We start from the raw sequence: 20,674 nt of genomic DNA, 5'->3' as shown, positions 1-20,674 counted from the left end.
ATTCCTGCAGACCAAAACGTGAACGACGTAGTTGCATTGCAACTTAGTCATTTATTTTTTTACTGCAATGTATAAAATGAACGCTATGCAAACGCCGCAACCCAAAATCTCGTTCAAAGAACAGATGCACCAGGCCCGCGAGGACGCCATCCTCCAGTCCGCCTGCCGTCTGCTGGGCGAAAAAGCCTTCGACGCCATGACCATGGACGACGTGGCCAATGCCGTGGGCATTGCCAAGGCCAGCCTGTACAAACATTTTTGTAGCAAGGAAGAGCTGTGCAGCGCAGCGATGGTGCAGATTCTTGGGCGCGTCCAGACTTATCTGGCCAGCCTGCCCGCAGAAATGCCCCCCATAGAGAAGCTGCATGCGCTGGTGCGCTGGTCACTGGAACGGCTGTTGACCAACGAGATGCCGCTGCTTCCCAGCCGCAACTCCACCTTGCGCGCGGTGCTGATGGCCAATAAAGACTATCTCAATGGTCTGGTGGCGGTCAGCGACCAGATCGGCGAATGGATCACGCAGGCCCAGGCACAGGGCGTGATCAGCGCCTCTTTGCCGCCGCTGGTGGTGCTGTACACCTTGTATGCCCGGGCTTGCGACCCCGTGGTGAGCTTCCTGAAAGAAGGTGGTCAGTATTCGGACGACGAAATTGTGGACTTGGTCGTACGCACCTGCTTTGATGGGTTGGCCGCACGCTAACGGCAAGCGTTTGCTCGCCGGTCATCGTAAAAAAGCCCGGCATGCCGGGCTTTTTTACGGGGCAGTTCTGCCATAACGTCTATGGCGTGCGCGTGCTACTTGGGCAGGATCACCTTGTTCACCACATGGATCACGCCATTGCTAGTGAACACATCGGCGGCAACGATGTTGCTGGTGCGCTGGTTTTGATCGGTGATGACCAGGCTGGAGTTGACCGTGAAGGTTTGCCCTTGCACTGTTGCGATGGCCGTGTTGACAGGCACTTCCGCCTTCAGCACGCGGGCAGGAACGAGGTGGTAGGTCAGCACCGAAGTCAGCAATGCCGTATTGGCCAGCAGCGCCTCTTTGGTCACACCCAGTTCTGCCAGCAGCGCGGCAAACGCCGCATTGGTGGGCGCAAACACGGTGAACGGCCCGGTGCCTTGCAATGTGCTCACCAGTCCCGCAGCCGCTACGGCTTCTACCAAGATGCTGAAGTCTGGCAAGGCCATGGCGGTGGCGACGATGTCTTTGTCCGCAGGCAGCAACACGCGGTCGACCAGGTGGACCACGCCGTTGCTGGCCTGAATATCGGTAGCCGTGATGGTCGTTACACGGTTGCGCCCATCGGTGATCTTGAGGCCATTGGCCGACTCGATCTTGAAGAAGCCACCCGACACCGGAGTGATCGCCTTGCCCAGAGGCACGTCATTGCGCTGGACCTTGCTGCCCAGCACGTGGTACGTGAGCACCGCCGTCAGCAGGGGCTTGTTGGCCAGCAGCGCATCTTTGGTCACGCCCAGTTCGCCCAGCAGCGCGACAAAAGTCGCGTTGGTGGGGGCGAACACGGTGAGCATGCCGGTGCTCAAGGTGGGCGCAAGGCCTGCTGCAACCACGGCTTCCACCAGGATGCTCAGGTCAGGGTTGTTTTGTGCCAGTTCGACGATGTTCCGTTCGGGATCATCGTCGCTGCCCCCGCAGGCTTGCAGCAGGGCGGTGCTGGATCCCAGCGCTGCGGCCAGCAAAACGGTACGGCGGTTCAAAGCGGTGTTCATGGTGGCGTCTCCATTGCAAATGGTTGGATGTGCAGCGCCTTACTTGGGCATCAGCACCGTGTCGATGGCGTGGATGACGCCATTGCTGGCCGCCACATCGGTAGCGATGACCTTGGACTGGTCCACCATCACCCCCATGTTGGTGGACACGGTGATTTCCTGGCCCTGCACGGTCTTGACCTTGCCCGCTTTCACATCTTTTGCCATCACCTTGCCGGGAACCACGTGATAGGTCAGCACCTTGGTCAGCGCTGCCTTGTCGGCCAGCAAGCCATCCAGTGTGGCTTTGGGGATTTTTGCAAAGGCTTCGTCAGTGGGCGCAAACACCGTGAACGGGCCGGGGCCTTTGAGGGTGTCCACCAATCCTGCCGCTTGAACGGCAGCCACCAGGGTTTTGAAGTTGCCCGCCTTCACAGCGGTATCAACGATGTCTTGTGCCATGGCGCTGAATGTGGCGCCAGCCGTCAGGGCCAATGCAATCAAGGTTTTCTTCATGGTCGTTCCTCTTGGGTTAGATGGAAATGACACGCCAAGATGGGCGCAGGCGAAATATATAACCGTTTGGTATCAATGTAAACCAATGGGTTATGTAAAAACCAATTGGTTTTATTTGGGCGTAAAAAAACCCTGCGCCAAGGCAGGGTGGTGGGCGGCGGCTGGTTAGCGCACGATCAGCACGGGCACCTTGCTGTGCGCGAGCACCTGGGTGGTCACAGACCCCATGACCAGCGTGGCCAGGGCGCCATGTCCGTGTGAGCCCATGACCAACAGGTCGTATTTGCCGGTATCGGCCACCTTGGCAATGTTTTCGCCCACGGTGCCTACTTTGACGCTGCGCTTGGCCTGCACGGCGTGGCGAGCCAGAAATTTGCACACAGGCGCGAGGATTTTTTCAGCCTCATCAGCGTGGTAGCTGTCCACCACCTCTTTGCCCAGCGCTGCACGGGCACGCGCGGGGAGGGGCGCTTGCACTGTGAGCACGGTGTAATCGTGGGTTTCACCCAGAAGTTCAGAATGGGTTGCCAGATAAGCCAGCATTTTCTTGGTGTAGGCGCTGCCATCGACAGCAAGCAGGATCTTCATGGTGTTCTCCGAAAAAGGATGACTCAGACTACTCTGCGCCGGTCTGTATTGTCTTGACCTGGGTCATGTTTTGTTCCTGCGCGCGCCGGGGCATGGGAACTCCCGTGTGGCCATCATACGGTGATGCAGCACTGCGGCTGGAACGTGGCCTGCTCGCCTTTTCGGGCGTACCCCAGTGGGTTGGCCACCACACGGCATGCCCATGGCGTGCCGTTGTCGTGGTGCCCTTGCACCGTGTAGTCACTCGGTGCGTGCAGGTGCCCGTGGAGCCACAGTGTTGCGTGGGGCAGCATGTGGTCCAGCGCATTGCAAAAGCCCGCCGTGCCAGGCACGAGTCCATAGCGTGGGTCGGCGCTGCGCAGGCTGGGTGCGAAATGGGTCACCACCACGGTGTCTCCATCAAACGGCTTGGCCAGCGCATTGGCCAACCACTCCTGGCAGATCAGACCTTGCTCGCGCATGGGTTCCGCCAGAAAGGGCTCTGCATGGCGGGTGCCGTCGGTCTTGCGCAGATAGTAGTTGGCGGCCCGAAAGGCCTTGTCTCGCAGCTTCAGCCGTCGACCCAGATCGGCCGCGCCCTCGTGGTCTGCCAGCGCATCAAAGTCGGTCCAGAGGGTGGTCCCCACAAACCGGATCCCCTGCAGTTCCAGGGTCTCGCGCTCCAGCCATGCAATCCCCAGGCGGTCGCAGGTAGCGCGCAGGCGCTCGTGCGCCGTGTCAAAGTCCTGGGCGTCGTATTCATGGTTGCCGGGAACAAACAGCACGGGAGCGGGCCACCCCGCGTACTGCGGAAGCGGCGAAAACCGCGCCAAGCCAAAGTCGTCGTCACCGAGTTGTGACCCCTCCTGGTACGAACCGATGTCACCGGCCAGCACCAGGACATCGGCTTCGGGCGCTGGTACGGGCGCAAAGTGAGGATGCGCCTCCAGATGAAGGTCAGACAGCAGTTGAATTTTCATGAACCGCGCAGTCTACGGTGTGTGGCGATGGCGCTTGCGAACGCTTGGCAACCTCTCAGCGTTGAGAAAACTCACGTTTCGTCAGGGGAACGTTCTGCGCGCCGAGCGAGACAGTGCACCCAGCAGCCAGTTCATCGCGGTTTGCTGCGGGCCGCGCCTGCGCCACAAGGCGTCCACATGCACGGCGGGCACATCCAAGGGCAGGGTGCGTTGCACCAGAGCGTCCTCGATGCCCGTGACTGGCACAAAATGCTTGGGCAATACGGTCAACAGGTCTGACCCACACACCACGCGCCCGGCGGTAAAAAACTGATTGACGGTAAGCACCACCCGGCGCTCCCGTCCCAGCGATGCCAACGCCTCATCGATGAAACCGAAGGGCCGCCCAGAAAAACTCACCAGCATGTGGCGCGCCTCACAGTAGGCATCCAGAGTCAACGGCGCAGCGGCCAGGGGGTGGCCCTGCCGCATGACGCAGACATACTCACCGTCATAAAGCCGTCGGCTCTCGTACGCCACCACACCGCCCGACTGCGCCCGCGCGGTGAGATCTGCGAGCGCCGCTGGAAAGTAGCCCACGGCCATGTCCGCCGCCTCGTCCTCCAGCAGGCGGCGCGGGTCGCGCGTGGTCAGTGGTAGCACCCGCACCGAGATACCTGGCGCCTCGCGCTCAATGATTTCGACCAGCGCGGGTATCAAGGTCGCGGCTGTCGCGTCCGCCATGGCCAGCACAAACGTGGACTCCGCCGTGGCCGGTTCAAAGCGCCCCGGCGCAAGGGATTCCTGCAGCTGCGTGAGCGCCTCGCGAACAGGGGGCCAAAGCGCCAGTGCGCGAGGCGTTGGCTCCACCCCCTGACCACTGCGGACCACAAGTTCGTCGCCCACGACCTCGCGCAGCCGTCGCATCGCGTTGCTCACCGCGGGTTGGGTAATGGAGAGCTTGTGCGCCGCACGCGTCAGGCTGCGCTCTGCCATGACCTCGTCGAAAACACGCAGGAGGTTCAAGTCCAGGGAGCGGAAGTTCAAAGGGCTCATGGTGTATTCATCATCATCGTGAATATTGATGATTCAACATATAAATTTGAATGGATAAGGGGTAAACCCTAATATTGCGACATCGCCCCGGCAATCTCGCCACAAGCGTTTGAAAGGGAACCCCTCATGACCGCCTTTGCACACGTTGACTATCCCACCGAACACCCTGGCGTAGAGCGCGCTGAAAACGTGGTGGCGGCATTTCGGCGCGCTGTGGCTCGTTTCGATGGCGCGCGGGGCGCAGGGGCGCTCTTGTTGGCTGCCGGTGTGGCCGGATTGCTGGTAGTGGCCAACCAAGTGGTGGACTCCTGGGTCGAAGGGCACCTTGTGGCCGCGTGGATGGTGTTGTGGGTGATCGCGTTCGCTGGTATCGCGATCTTCAGTGCACCCGCGCGAAGCGCAGGCGTCGCTCTGCGTGCTGCCGTTGCGCGCTGGGCTGAAAGCCGCCGTTTGGCCATGGAGGACGAAAAGACCTGGCAACTGGCGGTGAAGGATGAGCGTGTGATGGCTGACATCTCGCACGCTTTGGACCGCCGAGCCGTGGACGACATCCGCAAGTACTTCTGAGGTACAGGCCCGGAGCACCTGGGCAGATGTCAAAAAAAGGCTGTGGCAATGGATGCCACGGCCTTTTTTGTTTCCGACTCCAAGGTGCAGCGGCCGGTTCGCAAAGGACACATCACCAAGGTGAATGGCTGAGATTCAAAATATAAATTTGAAGATATCAAGGGTTAACCCTAATATCCCCCATCGCCCGGCATTTTCGCCACAAGCGTTAGACAAGGGAATCACCATGACCAGCTTTGCACACGTAGACCACCCCACCGAACATGCCGGCGTTGTACGCGCCGAAAACGCAGCCGCCGCCCTGAAGGGCATCGCCGCCAACTTTGACGGAGCCCGTGGCGCTGCCTCGCTCTTGCTGGCGGCCGTGGTTTCCGCGCTGTTGGTGGTTGCCAACCAAATGATTGATACGTGGAGCGAAGGCCACCTGCTGGCTGCGTGGATGGTGTTGTGGCTGGTGGCGTTTGCCGGCCTGGCTTTGCTGACTGCCCCGGCACGTCGTGCAGGCGTTGCCTTGCTGTCGGCCGCTCAGAACTGGGCGCAAAACCGCCGCAACGCAGCGCAGGACGAGCGCACTTGGCAAGTCGCGCTGAAGGATCCGCGCATCATGGCGGAACTGAACCACGCCATGGGCATTGCCACGGTGAACGACCTCCGCGGCTACCGTTAAGAAGCCGATAGGCCGGATGCGCAGAGTGGATAGACAGAAAGCCGTGGTTATTCCACGGATTTTTTGTTGGGCAGTCGAGCTGTAGCAAAGCAAGGCTAACAAGATTTGGACACGCATCAACCCGAAGTCCCATGGACGTAAAAAAGCCGCCCTACATTGCGCAGGGCGGCTTTCATCCTTTTAACGGCAAAGGGTTGCTCAGGCGTTCAGACGCTTTTCCAGCTGCGCCTTGGTGTCCAGCAACTCTTTGGGCAAATGGTGCGCCAACTGGTCAAAGTGGGCGTCGTGGAGCTTGAACTCCTCCGTCCACGCGGCCTTGTCAATGCTGGTCACGGCCTGGAACTGCGCGCTGTTGAAATCGAGGCCCGTCCAGTTGATTTCCGCATATTGCGGAGCCACACCAAACATGGTTTCCTGGCCCTGGGCCTGGCCTTCGATCCGGTCAATCATCCACTTGAGCACGCGCATGTTGTCGCCATAGCCTGGCCAGACGAACTTGCCCGCCTCGTCTTTGCGGAACCAGTTGACGCAGAACACCTTGGGCAGCGCCTTGCCGGTGGCGGCGATCTTGTCTTCCATGTTCAGCCAGTGCTGGAAGTAGTCGCTCATGTTGTAGCCGCAGAACGGCAGCATGGCGAACGGGTCGCGGCGAACCACGCCCTGGGCGCCAAAGGCGGCGGCCGTGGTTTCGCTGCCCATGGTTGCAGCCATGTACACGCCTTCCGTCCAGGTGCGTGCTTCGGTGACAAGCGGTACCGTGGTGGAACGGCGGCCACCAAAGATGAACGCATCAATCGCCACGCCGTTCGCATCGTCCCATTGCGGGTCAAGCGCCGGGTTATTGAGGGCGGCCACGGTGAAGCGCGAGTTGGGGTGGGCGGCTTTGGCGCCCGTTTCCTTGGCGATCTGGGGAGTCCAGTCCTTGCCTTGCCAGTCGATCAGGTGGTCGGGCAACTTGCCAGTGTCCTTTTCCATGCCTTCCCACCAGACATCGCCGTCATCGGTCAACGCCACGTTGGTGAAGATCACATCTTTGTTCAGCGACAACATGCAATTGGGGTTGGTGTGCATGTTGGTGCCGGGGGCCACGCCAAAGTAGCCCGCCTCGGGGTTGATGGCAACCATCTTGCCGTCGGCATTGGGCTTGATCCAGGCGATGTCATCGCCAATGGTGGTGACCTTCCAGCCTGCAAAACCAGCCTCGGGAGGCACCAGCATCGAGAAGTTGGTCTTGCCGCAGGCACTGGGGAAGGCAGCTGCCACATGGTATTTCTTGCCTTGCGGGTTGGTCACGCCCAGGATGAGCATATGCTCGGCCAGCCAGCCCTGGTCGCGGCCCATGGTGGACGCGATGCGCAGCGCCAGGCACTTCTTGCCCAGCAGCGCGTTGCCGCCGTAGCCGGAGCCATACGACCAGATTTCGCGCGTTTCGGGGTAGTGCACGATGTACTTGACCTTGGGGTTGCAGGGCCAGCTCGTCGTGTCCTTTTCGCCTTTTGCTAAGGGCGCGCCCACGGTGTGCATGCAGGGCACAAATTCGCCCTCCACGCCCAGCACGTCGTACACAGCCTTGCCCATGCGGGTCATGAGGCGCTGGTTCACGGCGACGTAGGCGCTGTCGGTCAGTTCCACGCCAATGTGGGCAATGTGGCTGCCCAGCGGGCCCATGCTGAAAGGCACCACATACATGGTGCGGCCCTTCATGCAGCCGTCAAACAACGGCTGCAGCGTGGCGCGCATCTCTGCAGGCGCCATCCAGTTGTTGGTAGGGCCTGCGTCTTCCTTGGCGGCCGAGCAAATGTAGGTGCGGTCTTCCACGCGGGCAACGTCCGACGGATCGGACCAGGCCAGGTAGCTGCCAGGGCGCTTGGAAGGGTTGAGCTTCTTGAAGGTGCCTGCATCAACCAGCTGCTGGCAAAGCCGGTCGTACTCTTCTTTGGAGCCATCGCACCAATAGAGATTGTCGGGCTTGCACAAAGCCACCATGTCGGCCACCCAGGCAAGCAGCCGGGCATTTTTGACGTATGAGGGGGCGTTGAGATTCAGGCCCTGCATTGTGGGTGCGTTCATCGGGGAGCTTCCTAAGTTGAAAATCAGTTTTTTCAAAGGAAGCGGACCCGGCGGATCGCGGCAAGGCCTGGCGCATGTGCGGATGCTGAGCGCTGCCTTTGAAAAAACGGCTTTCGTGCTCAGTCGGCGGGCGGGTGCGTGTGTCAGCCCCACGGGTGGAGGCTGGTTCCACGCATTCGCGGGTCGGCTGGAATGTCAATTTTATGAATCTGCCGCCCGCTTGTCTGTCAGACTGGGGTCAAAATCATGCAAAAAAAGTATGACTTTATGCGTTCTGAGGTGGCGGTTATCGAACCTCAAACCACCGTTGGAAGCGGTTTCCAGCGTTCGTAGCCTGCCTTGCGCAGGGCGCAGGCGGGGCAGGTGCCGCAGCCGTAGCCCCAGGCATGCAAGGTGTCGCGCACGCCGTGGTAGCAGGTGTGTGAGTCCTTCACGATGACCTCGACGAGTGCTTGCCCTCCCAGCGCGCGGGCCATTTCCCAGGTCTCCGCCTTGTCCAGCCACATCAGCGGTGTGTCGAAGGTAAAACGCTGCCCCATGCCCAGCGACACGGCCACCTGCAACGCCTTGAGAGTGTCGTCACGGCAGTCGGGGTAGCCTGAAAAGTCGGTTTCGCACATGCCGCCCACCAGCGTGTGCAGCCCGCGCCGGTAACCCACGGCCGCCGCCAGATTGAAGAACAACAGGTTGCGCCCCGGCACGAAGGTGTTGGGCAGGCCTGCCGCAGTCATCTGGATCTCGGTGTCGCTGGTCAGCGCCGTATCGCTGATGTGGCCCAGCACCGCCAGGTCGATCATGTGGTCATCACCCAGCTTGACGGCCCAATGTGGAAACTGCGCGCGCACGGACGACAACACCGTCTGGCGGGCCTGCAGCTCGACATGGTGGCGCTGGCCGTAGTCAAAACCGATGGTCTCCACATGGGCGAAATGCTCCAGCGCCCAGGCCAGGCACGTGGTGGAGTCCTGCCCACCAGAAAAAAGAACAAGGGCGTGTCCGGATCTCATGGAGTTCTCCTGAAAAAGGGGGCGAGGCAAAAAAAAACCCCGCACTGCGGGGTTGTGACGATGACCAGAGCGATCAGGCCATGTAGACGGCAATAAAAGCCAACAAAAACATCATGATGCCGCCAACCACAGGCAGGACCACGGGCATCAGGTGCACCACGTTTTCCACGGCGTCGGCCGGGTGTGTTTCGGGGGTGTGCGAGGTGTTGTGGTCGGACATGGGGTGGGCTCCAGATGCTTAAAACTTGCGCAATTCTAGCTGCCACCGCGGGCGCAGCGCCAAAACCCCTGCGTGGGCTCAGATCAGGTCGGCCTCCATGCCCGCAGAGCGCAGTTGCTGCAGCACATCGTCCACATGGCTTCTGCCCCGGGTTTGCAGCACCAGTTCTATCTCTACATTCTGGGCGGCCAGCATGGTGAAGGCCCGCTGGTGGTGCACCTCCTCAATGTTGGCCCCGGCATCGGCCACGGTGGCCGTGATGCGCGCCAGCACGCCGGGCACATCGCGCGCGCTGACCTTGATGCGCGCCAACCGCCCCGACCGCACCATGCCGCGTTCAATGATGGCCGCCAGCAACAGCGGGTCGATGTTGCCGCCGCACAGCACCAGGCCCACGCGCTTGCCTTTAAAGCGGTCTGGGTAGCGCACCAGCGCAGCCAGTCCCGCGGCGCCTGCACCTTCGACCAGGGTCTTTTCGATTTCGAGCAGCATCAGCACCGCCTGCTCGATGTCCCCCTCGTCCACCAACACCAGGTCGTCCACCAGACGCTTGACGATCTCCTGCGTGATCTTGCCTGGCGTGCCCACTGCAATGCCCTCGGCGATGGTGGAGGTGCCTTGCGGGTGTTGGGTGCCCTTCACCGCATTCACCATGGCCGGAAAACGCGAGGTTTGCACCCCCACAATCTCGATGCCGGGCTTGATGGCCTTGGCCGCCGTGGCCACGCCGGATATCAACCCGCCCCCGCCCACCGCAATGATCAGCGTGTCCAGGTCAGGCACTGCCTGCAGCATCTCCAGCCCCAGCGTGCCCTGGCCTGCGGCCACACCCTCGTCGTCGTAGGGGTGCACAAAGGTCAGCCGCTGTGCATCGGCCAGTGCATAAGCGTGGGAGCGTGCCTCTTCCAAAGTGTCGCCATGCAGCACCACCTCAGCACCAAAACCGCGCGTGCGCTCCACCTTCACCCCGGGCGTAAAGCGCGGCATCACGATCACCGCCCGCAGGCCCAACCGCTGCGCGTGGTAGGCCACGCCCTGCGCATGGTTGCCCGCGCTCATGGCCACCACCCCGCGCGCGCGTTCCTCGTCGGACAGCAGCGTGAGCCGGTTGCAGGCACCGCGTTCCTTGAACGACGCGGTGAACTGCAGATTCTCGAATTTGAGGAAAACCTGCGCACCCACAATCTGCGAGAGCGTTTTGGATTCCACACAAGGGGTGTCCAGCACATGGCCTTGCAGGCGGATGGCGGCGTCGCGGATGTCTTGGAGGGTGAGCATGGCGCGATTGTGGCGCCAATGCCACCCAGGCCGCTATAGAAGAAACCGGGCCGCAGCGCTCTTCACGCCAGCTCCTCCAGGAGTTTCGCTTCCATTTCTATGCGTCCTTGATGGAGGCGGTGGGTTGGCAGCATGACGAAGTCCACCGCCTGCTTGTTGATAAAGGCGATGCGATGCCACCGCTCGATGGGAAGCTGCATGAGGTCTATGCCCAGTGCGTTTTCGGTATCTTCCAACAAGGGTTCGAAGGTGTTGAACAGTTCCTCGGGCGAATCAATGTACACGCTGCGGCATTTGCCGTTTGAGAGTTGGTAGGTGGCCTGCGTTGCCAGGGCGCATATCTGATCAGTGACTTCTTGGTTCTTCGCTTTTTCTGTTTCCAGGTTTTCCGGCGCGATCTTTCCCTGGGCCACAAGCTCGTCGTATTGCGCGTCCGTGATCATGATCTGATCGCTTACGCGCTGGACATCTTCTGGACTGAAATCTTCCAAGCCCTCGCTGTCGCAAGCGATGGCCTCCACAATCTCCCAGTCACGGGCGTCGGGCATTTGCAGCTGCACGTAGTTTTCATAGCCACCATGTTCCGGGCCATAGTCGTCGCAGGCCTCGCTCGAAAAATACAAGTCAGCCACGGCTTGCGCACGAATGATGACCGTCTGGTTTGCCAAGCTCTCGATGGTGACGAATGGACGGGCCATTTGGAGATCTCGATGCATGCGCGAAAACGCTCCATCGGAAATCGATAGCAACAAAGGCTTGCCGCCGCCATGGAAATGGATGGCGACTTCACCGTAGTAATTCAGGTCTTCACCAACCGAGTCGTCATAGAAGCCAGCCGTGATCGGCGGATGGGTGCCTTGCAATATATTCTCGCTGACTTGCAGGGCCTTGGCCAGTTTCTTGAGCTTGTCTTCCGGGACTGGGGCTGCGCCACTTTCCCAGCGTTGATAGTTGGGTTGTGAAACCCCAACGGCCTTGGCCAATTCGGCCTGCGTCAGACCCGCTTTGACCCGGTATTGCTTAAGCTTGATGGTCATGCCGACCCTTTTTATACGTATGATAAACGTATATTATGAGAGCTGAGGGCAGCCTGTGGAAGCACTTTGGATCTCGCGCGGAGGGCTCAGTGCAGAAGGTTAGTCAGTCGTGGTCCCCAGTACCCAAGTGGAAAGGTCAGCGTCGCCAGAAGGCTTGAAGGCTTGCAAATAACAAATGGATCACGCCCACAAGCGCACCTATCAATAGCACCACTTGTTGCCACGTTCCGCACTGTGGGTACTACGGTGCGAGGCCGTCCACCGTGGCAATCACGCCACCTCCCAGGCACACCTCACCGTCATACAGCACCGCGCTCTGCCCGGGCGTCACGGCCCACTGGGCCTCGGGGAACTGCAGCGCAAAGCCATCGGGTGCAGCCTCCAGCGAGCAGGTGGCATCCTGCTGGCGATAGCGGGTCTTGGCGGCATAGGCGCCCGGCGCGGGCGCATGGCCAGCACACCAGCTCACGTCCTGTGCCACCAGGCGGTGCGACAGCAGCCAGGGGTGGTCATGCCCCTGCACCACGCGCAAAGTGTTTTTGGCAATGTCTTTGCGGGCCACAAACCACGGCTCGTGTTCGCCACCGCCGCGCTGGGCGCCTTTTTCTTTGACCCCGCCAATGCCCAGGCCCTGGCGCTGGCCCAGGGTGTAGAAGCTCAGCCCCACATGCTGGGCCAGAGTGCGGCCCCGGTCGTCCTGAATGGGGCCGGGCGCGTGGCTGATGTAGCGGTTCAAAAATTCACGAAACGGCCGCTCGCCGATGAAGCAGATGCCGGTGGAATCTTTCTTCTTGGCGTTGGGCAGTTTGATTTCTTCGGCAATGCGGCGCACCTCAGTCTTGTGCAGCTCGCCCACAGGGAACAGCGTTTTGGACAGCTGTGCCTGGTTCAGGCGATGCAGAAAGTAGCTTTGGTCCTTGGACGGGTCCAGCCCTTTGAGCAATTCGAACAAACCGGTACCCGTGTTCTGACGCACGCGCGCGTAGTGACCCGTGGCGATCTTCTCGGCGCCCAAGCGCATGGCGTGGTCCAGGAAGGCTTTGAACTTGATCTCTGCGTTGCACAACACATCGGGGTTGGGCGTGCGCCCCGCCTGGTACTCGCGCAGAAACTCGGCGAACACCCGGTCCTTGTAGTCGGCGGCAAAGTTGACGTGCTCGATCTCGATGCCGATCACGTCCGCCACCGCAGCGGCGTCCACGAAGTCGATGTTGGACGAGCAGTATTCGCTGTCGTCGTCATCTTCCCAATTTTTCATGAAGATGCCGACCACTTCGTGGCCCTGTTGTTTCAGAAGGTGGGCGGTGACGGCCGAATCGACCCCGCCGCTCAACCCCACGACGACTCTTTGCTTGCTGCTCATCCTCCGATTATCGGCGTTGGGTGGGCAGCGCTACGTACCGGGCGCGGGCGACCCTGCTGCCTGCTGGGGTGCACATCCGCACGCACCAGGCCATCGTTCAGTAGCTGGGCCAGCCACTGGCTCAGTGCGGTAGCGCCTCCGTCCCAGAGCCCCACTTCCAGCAGCGCAGCGCAGGCGCTCTGCACCGACTCGCCCGCCTGCAGGCATCGCACCCATGCGGCCTGCGCGCCATCCAGCGTCTGAAAGTGCGGCTGAAAGCCCTTGCGCCAGACCAGCAGCGTGGCGGGTGCGGGCAGCGCCACAGCCTCGGGCACCTCGTCGTCCGTGTGGATGGCGTTCCACAGGCTCACCACGTTGGTGGTCACCGTGCGCAGCAAGGCGCTGGGATGCAGCACATCGGCGCGGGCGGTCCAGTCGCCAGACGCCTGTGCGCCATCCCTATCCAGCACCGGCACATCTGCACCTTCAAACCGGGTGCGCAGGTCCCAGTCCAGCTGGGCCAGTTCGTACAGCTCGGGGTTGTCAGGGTACGCCGCGCGCAGCGTGCCCACCAGACCTTGGCCATAGCGGTTCAGGCTGCGCGTGCGCGGCGGATGGGCCACGGCAAAGGCGCGCGCATGGGCCTCGAAGGTGTCCGATCCCATGTAGAGATTGGTCTTGGCGTAGGTGTCGGCCAGCACTTCGGCCAGCCGCGCGCGGTAGGCGTGGCGGTAGATGGGCAGGCGCCCGGTGACGAGTTCATCGGGCCGTTCGGGGGGCAGCGCATCGGCCAGCACGCAATCGGCAAAGTGGCGCTGCACCGAAGCCAACCCGGTCGGGTCTGCCGTGGGTGCCAGGGTGATGGAGGTGACCGCGACTGGCTCGGGTGGGGCCACATGCTCGGCGGCAATGCGCCGGGCGATGGCCATTTCATCGAGCAGCTCGGCCAGCGGCGGTATGTGGTCGTCGCGCTCGATCATCGCGGCCACGGCGCCAAAACGCTGGCAGGCCTGCGCATACAAATCCCACACCGGCTGCGCCACCGGGTGGTCGTGCGTGTCGATGATGTAATCGCCGTTGTCGGAGTGCCCGGCCAGATGAATCTGCTGCACGCGGTGCGCGGGCAGGGCATGCAGGTAGGTCAGCGGGTCAAACCCGTGGTTCACGCTGCTGACGTAGATGTTGTTCACATCCACGAGCAGGAGGCAGTCGGCCTCTTGGGCGATGTGGGCCAGAAACTGCCATTCACTGGCGCTGTCATGCCGGTAGCGGATGTAGCTGGACACGTTCTCCAGCACCAACCTGCGGCCCAGCACGTCCTGTGCGCGACGGATTTGCGCGATGACGTGCCGTGCGGACTCGTCGGTGTAGGGCAGCGGGTACAGGTCGTGCAACTGCTCGGGGCCAGGGCCCGTCCAGCACAGGTGGTCGGACACCCACAGCGGTTCAATGCGGTCCGCCAGAGCCTTCACGCGCTGCAAATACGGCACATCCACGCCCTGCGACGCACCAATCGACATGGCGACGCCATGCATGGCCACGGGGTAGTCGCGCCGGATGGTGTCAAGCATGGCCAGCGGTTTGCCACCGTCGATGAGGTAGTTGTCGGTGATGATTTCCAGCCAGTCCAGCGGCTGCTTGCTGGCCAGGAAGTCGGCGTAGTGCTGCGTGCGCAGCCCCAGGCCAAAGCCTGTGCCGCGCGTGGCGATGGGGTCATGTGCCATGGCGAAAGCTTAGATTTGCGCTGGGCTGTGCGCAGGGCTCAACCTATGAAACTGGCGCATGCGAAGCCAGTGCCACCGTGGAACTGGCTTTGCCAGGCCACCGGTGGCGTCCCCCTCCCGCACAGCGAGAGAGGGGGAAGCGGCAAAGCCGCTCAGGGGGAGCTTCACTTGATATCGCCGATGGTGCCCTTGTCCATCAGGCATTGCGCAGCGGTCTTGGCCTTGAAGCCGTGGCCCTTGCAAGCGTTTTGGCCCTTGCAGGCGTGCTCGGCAGTGGAGCAGTCGCTGTTGCCTTTGCAGTCGTGCACGTTGTAGCAATGCACCTTGTCGTTGGCGCCAATGGCGGCGCCTTTGGAGCCCTTGGGCGCATCGGCTGCGAAGCTGGTGGATGCCAGTGCCAGCAGGGCGGCAGACAGAGCGAAGGAAGCAGTGGACTTGGCTTGGGTGGACAGCATGGTGGGTAACTCCGTAAAGGTAGGGTGGTGAATCAAAGGGGTAGATCGCGCTGCACATTGCCGCGCTCTCTGCCCTGTAATTCGCCTCCCGCGCGCTGCGGGTTACATGCAGTCCGAAATAAATTTCACCGTGCCTAAAAATGGCTTACCAAAACCGAAGCCATTGGTGGGCAGCGCTTGCTCACTGCGCGGCGGGCTCGGTCACCGAGATGTCGGTGTGCACCAGGGTCAGCGGAAACCGCTGTCCCGCCAAGTAGTCTTCCAGGCAGCGCAGCAGCAGCGGGCTGCGGTGGCGCTCGGGGCAGGCGCGGATCTCGTCGGCCGTCAACCACAGCGTGCGCACGATGCCGGTGTCCAGCGTGCGCCAGTCGTGGTGGGTGCCCAGCGTGCCGACAAACGCAAACCGCATGTAGGTGATGTCGTCCCCCGTGCGGGTTTTGGTGAAGCGGTTGAGGTACACGCCGATCAGCGCTGTGGGCACAAAATCGTGCGCGGTTTCTTCCAGCACCTCGCGGGCGCAAGCCTGGATAGGCGACTCGCCCGGGTCCAGATGGCCCGCGGGGTTGTTGAGCTTGAGGCCATCCGTGGTTTCTTCCTCGACCAGCAGAAAGCGGCCATCGCGCTCGATGAGCGCGGCCACGGTGACGTTGGGTTTCCAGCGGTGGGGCATGGCGCGCATTATGACGAGGGGAGGTGACGCGAGGGATGTCCTGCATAACCCTCGCGAGTTGGTGGTAGTGCGGATCGGGATGGTTCGCAAGGCGCCTTTTGGCAGCCAATAGCCCAGCTATTGGTAAGAAAAGCAACGCAGCGGACCGCCCGAGGCCGTGCTATCACCGACCGCAGGGAGTTATGCAGGCCATCCCCCTTCCTACAGGCTGCGTGTCATATAGACAGCGCCCTCGCCATAACTGGCAAGGCGTTCCCGCTGCGCCACATCTTCCAAGGGTTGCAGCACATAACCATGGCGCTCCCAGTACGCCTGCGAGCCTTGCACCGAAACCAGCGCGCTGTGCCGCAGGCCTTGCGATGCCGCCTGCGCCCACAGCGGCGGCAGCAGCGCGCGCGCCAAGCCTTGCCCTGCGTTGGCGGGCAACACGGCCATGTCGTGCAGGTACAAGGTGTCGGGCTGCGCCACGGCCTCAAAGTCTCCATGCAGCGGGGTGACCTTGCCTCGCACGGAGCGGTACGCCGCCAGATACGCACAGAACACGCCCCCGCGTTCCAGCACCAGCGAGCAATTGGCCGGGCTGGCGAGGCGGCGCGCAAACACCTCGCCGCTTTCGACAAAGCCCTCGCCATAACAGGCCAGCTGCACGGCCAACAGATCCGCCAGGTCGCTCAGCGCCAGCGGGCGCACCACCACAGACATGGGGAAGAAAGTAGCTCGGTCAGTGCGGCAGCACGGGCGCCTGCACAAAGTCGTCGAGCGACAGGCCTTTTTCTTTGAGCAGCGCCTCCAGCACCGGCTGCAGACGGCCCAGACTCTCTTGCACGGCTTCGCGCACGGTGTCTACCACCACCTGGGTGCTGCGCTCGATCTCGATGTTCAGCGGGTCGCCCACCTTTTTGTTTTCAAACACCGTGGCGCGCCGCGTTTCGGGAATCATCCAGATCTCGAACCAGCCCTCTTGCCGGTTCACCTCGGCCACCGTCAGGCTGGCGCCATGGATGGCGATGTAGCCCTTGGCAAAGATGTAGCGGCGAAACGCCTCGGGCACGGCCACGCGCCACACCAGGTTGTTGTCGAACTCGCGCCGCTCAATCAGCGTACCGGTGAAGTCCACATGGCCCGAGAGCGGGTGGCCGCCGATCTCGGCACCATCCTTGGCTGCGCGTTCCACGTTCACACGGTCGCCCTGCGCGTAGCTGCCCAGCGTGGTGATGTTCAGGCTCTGTTGCATCACATCAAAGTTGGCCTGCGTGGGCGAGAGGATTTCCGTCACCGTGAGGCACACGCCATCGGTGGACACGCTGGCGCCAATCGCCAGGTCCTGGCAGAAGCCCTCGGGGAAGTCGAGCGTGAAGGTGCGCAGGCCTGCGCGGTCGTGGATGGCGGCGATGCCTGCCGTGGCTTGGACGATGCCTGTGAACATGGTGGCGCGGCTTCCGGGTGCGTTGGAATGGGAACCGGGAATTTTGCCACCCGGCCCCCACCGCGCGCTGGCGCCGGGTTACTTGGCGCGCAAGAGTTCGCCGACTTCCAGCAGCACCAGCTCGTTGTCATCCGCCTTGTTGGGGTCGCGGCTGCTGCTGAAAGGCAGGTTGTTGTCGTTGCCCACCACGATGTGCGTGCTGTCCACGATGTCCACGTTCTCGATGGTGAAGAACGGGAAGGTCAACACGCCGTTGTTCAGTGGCTTCTTGGCCAGGCGCTTCGGGTCCTGGATGTTCATGAGGTCGATGTAGCCCACTTTGCGGATCTCGCCGCCGACGTTGGCGTCGCTCATTTCGACCTTGTAGACGCGCTTGAACTGGGCGAGATCGTGAAAGCAATCCGTGCGCTTCTGGTCCGCGGGGCAGGCCTTGTCGGTGGTGCCTTCGCCGTTGTCGCGCTCAATGATCAAGCCCATGGTGTTGTCGATCATGTTGAAGTCGCCAATCGCGTGGTGATTGGCTTCCATCACGTACTTCCAGTGGCGGCCGGTCCATTGCTCGGACTTCACATCGAATTCCAGCACGCGCAGATATTGCTTGCCGCCCACGTTTTCATACGCCTTGGCGTCCTCGTTCCACAGCGCGCCTTCAAGCAGTGCATAGAGCTTGCTGCCGTCCTTGCTTGCGGCCATGCCTTCGTAACCCTTGGAGCGCTTGACCGCGAATGTGGTGGGCTTGGCGTCGGGCGCGCCGGGCAGCAGCACACCCGGTGCGTCGGGCGAGCGCACGACCTTGCCGTCGACCAGGGTGTCAAACACGCCCAGCACCTTGCCGTTCAGATCGGCCTTGATGAGGGAGGGTCCGAACTCGTCGCCAATCCACAACGCGCCGCCTGCAAACTGAAAACTCTCGGGGTCAAAGTCGGCGCCGGTCAGGTAGCGTTTGTCGGTGCCTTCGTGCGTGATGCGAAACGGAATCTTCTTGTCGGGGTCGTGCAAAAAGATGGTTTTCTGGCGGTTGAACTGGCCGCTTTGGAAGTCCACCGTGTAGTGGCTCAGGTGCAGCATGAAGTCCGGCGAATTGGCTTTGGAGCCTGCGCCGTTGTCCGTCAACAGCCAGAACGAGCCATCGGCCATGCGCTTGATGCCCGAGTGGCCTTGCACCGGCTGGCCCTGGAAGGGCACCGACACGCCCGTGTTGCGGCCACCCGAAAGGCCGGGCACGGACCCCACGGCATCCACCCGGCGTGGCGTGGTGAATTTGCCGCTGACCTGCAGGTCTTGCGGCGCGTCCTTGGGGGCCGCAATCAACGTGAGCGCGGGCAGCACGGCGTGGCCTGCCAGCGTGGCCGGATACGCCTGCTGGGCAAACGCGGAGGAACAGGCTGCGCACAGCAGTGCGGCAGCAACAAGCGTGGGGGAGAGTCGGAACATGGTCACGGTAGGGGTACCCAAGAGGAAACCCGCAACCATGCCGTCCCCCCGTGACGGGGTGGTGAACGCGCCATGACGTTGCCGTGACATGACCCGATGTGGCCATCGGCGGCCAAACAACCAAGCGACGTGGCGCACGGCAAACCCCTAGTGTCCCGAGTCGGAAATTCGTTGAATAAATCTACCGACAATCCCCGCCATGCGTCGTTGCAAATGCTCGCCATGCGCCCGGCATGTCTGCGCTTTGCGCCTAGCATGGCAGCGATTTCGGCAGATTTCTTTCTTCAACGAACTTCCAACTCAGGACACTACGCTCGCGCAGCTTCTGCCTGTAGATCCTCTACCGCTACCTGGTTGCGCCCACGGCTCTTGGCCTGGTACAGGGCCTTGTCTGCCTCGCCAATCAGCGCCTGGGCGCTTACTACGACGCCCCGCTGGATGCTGGCCACACCGCTGCTGATGCTGACCCACGCGCCCGTCGAGCAGCGCTGGTGCGCAATCTGCAAATCGGCAATGGCCTTCTGCGCGGTGAGTGCAATGTGCACGGCGCCCTCGCGGTCGGTGTCCGGCAGCACCAGCGCAAATTCTTCGCCGCCATAGCGCGCGGCCAGGTCGGCCGGGCGCTGGCAGCAGGTGGCCAGCGCACGGGCAATCTGCTTGAGGCATTCATCCCCGGCCTGGTGTCCGTACGCGTCGTTGTAGTCTTTGAAGTGGTCCACATCCACCAGCACCAGCGCACAGTGCCGCTGGTGGCGCGCCGCAATGGCCAGGTGCTCCGCCAGGTGGGTGTCAAAGGAGCGGCGGTTGGCAAGCAGGGTCAGCCCGTCTTTCATCGAGATGTGCCACAGCGCGTCGTTGGCGGACCGCAGTTCGGCCGTGACCTGCATCAGCCGCGCGTGGTGGCGCGCGTTCTCGCTGAGCAGCACGATCAGCAAAAAACCCGCTGCCAGCAAACCGTAGATGCGGCCCACATACCAACCCAGGTCGTAGCGGCCAGTGTTGAGCACGGCCGACAGCGCAAGGTCAAAAATCCACACACACATCACCACCAGCAGCCAGATATCGAGCACCGTGTGCGGCTTGCGGCGCCACAGGTGCACCAGCGCCGCGATGCTCAACAGCCAGATGGCCAGCAAAAAAACCTTGCCCACCACAGTGGTGCGGTTGCCCGCCAAAAACACGGGCAGCAGCCCCTGCCCCGCGGTGGCGAAGGTGGTGAACAGCGCTACGACCACCACCACAGCCAACACCATGGATGCAATACCACGCCAGGGCGGTGCACGCTCTACCCACACCAGGACGGGCGCACGCGATGGCCCCCCTTTGCAAAACCCATAGGCCACCACGGCCAGCGGAAACCCCGTGTGCCAGAACATGTACAGAGCCGACGAGGTCTGCGCGCCCGAACCGAGCAGCCCCGTCGGGGCAAACAGGCCCGGAAAGATGAGGGCGTAAGCGGTGGTGGCAGTGGCAGTGAACAGGTAGCCGCCTGCCAGCACCAGCAAGCCCCCCGTGCGCAGCACCCGGAACTGCCCAAACAGCAGCACCGCGGTGATGAGGTCGCAGATCACCAGTGCGGTGACATAGATCGGGATGAAGACAGGGACGGGAACCAGGGGCTTTCTGGCAAACCACACCGCCACAACAAACAGCGCGGCGGACGCCAGAATCGTGGCAAAAGCGAACCCCGTCTCCCTGGAGCCCGCAGGCTCATTGGAGAGGTACGCCGAAGGCGACCGAAGGGTGTGTGCGTTTTCCATGGGTGGTTGGCAAAAGCCACTCCGACCGACGGTCAATTCCACACGAAGCTTACGCTTTTGTTACAAAAAAATCCATCCGGACCCACCCTTTTTTGACGCGGGTCCGGCGCCACTCCGAGGTAGATGACCGTTTGTGTCTCCCCTCCGGCCACTTCACATTTGATAGCTAATAGCGCTTATCCAATAAGCGCTACAGGCACTTTTTA

21 protein-coding genes are annotated in these 20,674 nt (G+C 61.9%); 3 read left to right on the top strand and 18 right to left on the bottom strand.

Features of this window, described 5'->3' with window-relative positions; all coding sequences use genetic code 11:
* The first annotated feature begins 76 nt into the window (after positions 1 to 76).
* Positions 77 to 700: a TetR/AcrR family transcriptional regulator gene (locus ACK41V_RS07300; RefSeq protein WP_409779931.1), complete on the top strand. Its 624-nt coding sequence runs from the start codon at positions 77 to 79 to the stop codon at positions 698 to 700.
* A gap of 95 nt (positions 701 to 795) precedes the next feature.
* On the opposite strand, the gene ACK41V_RS07295 is transcribed toward ACK41V_RS07300, so the two are convergent.
* The 5 genes from ACK41V_RS07295 to ACK41V_RS07275 form a co-directional block, all read right to left on the bottom strand.
* Positions 796 to 1,734, bottom strand: a complete 939-nt coding sequence (locus ACK41V_RS07295; protein ID WP_409779928.1) for a fasciclin domain-containing protein — start codon at positions 1,732 to 1,734, stop codon at positions 796 to 798.
* A 39-nt stretch (positions 1,735 to 1,773) separates the two neighbouring features.
* Positions 1,774 to 2,229, bottom strand: a complete 456-nt coding sequence (locus ACK41V_RS07290; RefSeq protein WP_409779925.1) for a fasciclin domain-containing protein — start codon at positions 2,227 to 2,229, stop codon at positions 1,774 to 1,776.
* Positions 2,230 to 2,394: 165 nt separating this feature from the next.
* Positions 2,395 to 2,817, bottom strand: a complete 423-nt coding sequence (locus tag ACK41V_RS07285) for a universal stress protein (RefSeq protein ID WP_409779922.1) — start codon at positions 2,815 to 2,817, stop codon at positions 2,395 to 2,397.
* A gap of 113 nt (positions 2,818 to 2,930) precedes the next feature.
* A complete protein-coding gene (locus tag ACK41V_RS07280) occupies positions 2,931 to 3,776 on the bottom strand; it encodes a metallophosphoesterase (protein WP_409779919.1) in 846 nt (281 codons plus the stop codon).
* Positions 3,777 to 3,857: 81 nt separating this feature from the next.
* Complete coding sequence (locus tag ACK41V_RS07275) at positions 3,858 to 4,811, bottom strand: LysR family transcriptional regulator (protein WP_409779916.1); 954 nt, start codon at positions 4,809 to 4,811, stop codon at positions 3,858 to 3,860.
* Between the two features lie 126 nt (positions 4,812 to 4,937).
* Between ACK41V_RS07275 and ACK41V_RS07270 the strand changes: the two genes are divergently transcribed.
* Positions 4,938 to 5,378: a hypothetical protein gene (locus tag ACK41V_RS07270; RefSeq protein ID WP_409779913.1), complete on the top strand. Its 441-nt coding sequence runs from the start codon at positions 4,938 to 4,940 to the stop codon at positions 5,376 to 5,378.
* Between the two features lie 226 nt (positions 5,379 to 5,604).
* Complete coding sequence (locus ACK41V_RS07265) at positions 5,605 to 6,045, top strand: hypothetical protein (RefSeq protein ID WP_409779911.1); 441 nt, start codon at positions 5,605 to 5,607, stop codon at positions 6,043 to 6,045.
* 198 nt (positions 6,046 to 6,243) lie between these two features.
* Here the strand turns inward: ACK41V_RS07265 and ACK41V_RS07260 are convergent, their stop codons facing one another.
* The 13 genes from ACK41V_RS07260 to ACK41V_RS07200 all read right to left on the bottom strand — a co-directional run bounded on the left by ACK41V_RS07260 (position 6,244) and on the right by ACK41V_RS07200 (position 20,468).
* Positions 6,244 to 8,115, bottom strand: a complete 1,872-nt coding sequence (locus ACK41V_RS07260; protein WP_409779908.1) for a phosphoenolpyruvate carboxykinase (GTP) — start codon at positions 8,113 to 8,115, stop codon at positions 6,244 to 6,246.
* A 296-nt stretch (positions 8,116 to 8,411) separates the two neighbouring features.
* A complete protein-coding gene (gene queC / locus ACK41V_RS07255; protein WP_409779905.1) occupies positions 8,412 to 9,122 on the bottom strand; it encodes a 7-cyano-7-deazaguanine synthase QueC in 711 nt (236 codons plus the stop codon).
* Between the two features lie 73 nt (positions 9,123 to 9,195).
* Complete coding sequence (locus ACK41V_RS07250) at positions 9,196 to 9,342, bottom strand: hypothetical protein (RefSeq protein WP_409779903.1); 147 nt, start codon at positions 9,340 to 9,342, stop codon at positions 9,196 to 9,198.
* A 78-nt stretch (positions 9,343 to 9,420) separates the two neighbouring features.
* Positions 9,421 to 10,620, bottom strand: coding sequence for a threonine ammonia-lyase (locus ACK41V_RS07245; RefSeq protein ID WP_409779900.1), 1,200 nt, complete (start codon positions 10,618 to 10,620; stop codon positions 9,421 to 9,423).
* 62 nt (positions 10,621 to 10,682) lie between these two features.
* A complete protein-coding gene (locus ACK41V_RS07240) occupies positions 10,683 to 11,657 on the bottom strand; it encodes a helix-turn-helix domain-containing protein (protein ID WP_409779898.1) in 975 nt (324 codons plus the stop codon).
* Positions 11,658 to 11,898: 241 nt separating this feature from the next.
* Complete coding sequence (gene mnmA, locus ACK41V_RS07235; protein WP_409779895.1) at positions 11,899 to 13,020, bottom strand: tRNA 2-thiouridine(34) synthase MnmA; 1,122 nt, start codon at positions 13,018 to 13,020, stop codon at positions 11,899 to 11,901.
* A complete protein-coding gene (locus tag ACK41V_RS07230) occupies positions 13,017 to 14,723 on the bottom strand; it encodes a DUF692 family multinuclear iron-containing protein (RefSeq protein ID WP_409779892.1) in 1,707 nt (568 codons plus the stop codon). The genes mnmA and ACK41V_RS07230 overlap by 4 nt, the downstream gene beginning before the upstream one ends.
* 164 nt (positions 14,724 to 14,887) lie before the next feature.
* Positions 14,888 to 15,178, bottom strand: coding sequence for a hypothetical protein (locus ACK41V_RS07225; RefSeq protein WP_409779889.1), 291 nt, complete (start codon positions 15,176 to 15,178; stop codon positions 14,888 to 14,890).
* A gap of 181 nt (positions 15,179 to 15,359) precedes the next feature.
* Positions 15,360 to 15,848 carry an NUDIX hydrolase gene (locus ACK41V_RS07220; RefSeq protein ID WP_409779886.1) on the bottom strand — a complete coding sequence of 163 codons (489 nt, stop codon included), beginning with the start codon at positions 15,846 to 15,848 and terminating at the stop codon, positions 15,360 to 15,362.
* Between the two features lie 201 nt (positions 15,849 to 16,049).
* Positions 16,050 to 16,550: a GNAT family N-acetyltransferase gene (locus tag ACK41V_RS07215; RefSeq protein WP_409779883.1), complete on the bottom strand. Its 501-nt coding sequence runs from the start codon at positions 16,548 to 16,550 to the stop codon at positions 16,050 to 16,052.
* 19 nt (positions 16,551 to 16,569) lie between these two features.
* Positions 16,570 to 17,274, bottom strand: coding sequence for a riboflavin synthase subunit alpha (locus ACK41V_RS07210; protein ID WP_409779881.1), 705 nt, complete (start codon positions 17,272 to 17,274; stop codon positions 16,570 to 16,572).
* Between the two features lie 78 nt (positions 17,275 to 17,352).
* Entirely contained in the window at positions 17,353 to 18,708 is a 1,356-nt protein-coding gene (locus ACK41V_RS07205; protein WP_409779878.1) for an esterase-like activity of phytase family protein, read from the bottom strand.
* A gap of 308 nt (positions 18,709 to 19,016) precedes the next feature.
* Positions 19,017 to 20,468, bottom strand: coding sequence for a GGDEF domain-containing protein (locus tag ACK41V_RS07200; RefSeq protein ID WP_409779875.1), 1,452 nt, complete (start codon positions 20,466 to 20,468; stop codon positions 19,017 to 19,019).
* Positions 20,469 to 20,674 lie beyond the last annotated feature (206 nt).

This window comes from Acidovorax sp., assembly GCF_046291265.1.
Taxonomy (GTDB): Bacteria; Pseudomonadota; Gammaproteobacteria; order Burkholderiales; family Burkholderiaceae_C; genus Acidovorax.
Note: the sequence above shows the minus strand (reverse complement) of the source record. Positions and strands in the feature narration are given on the sequence as shown.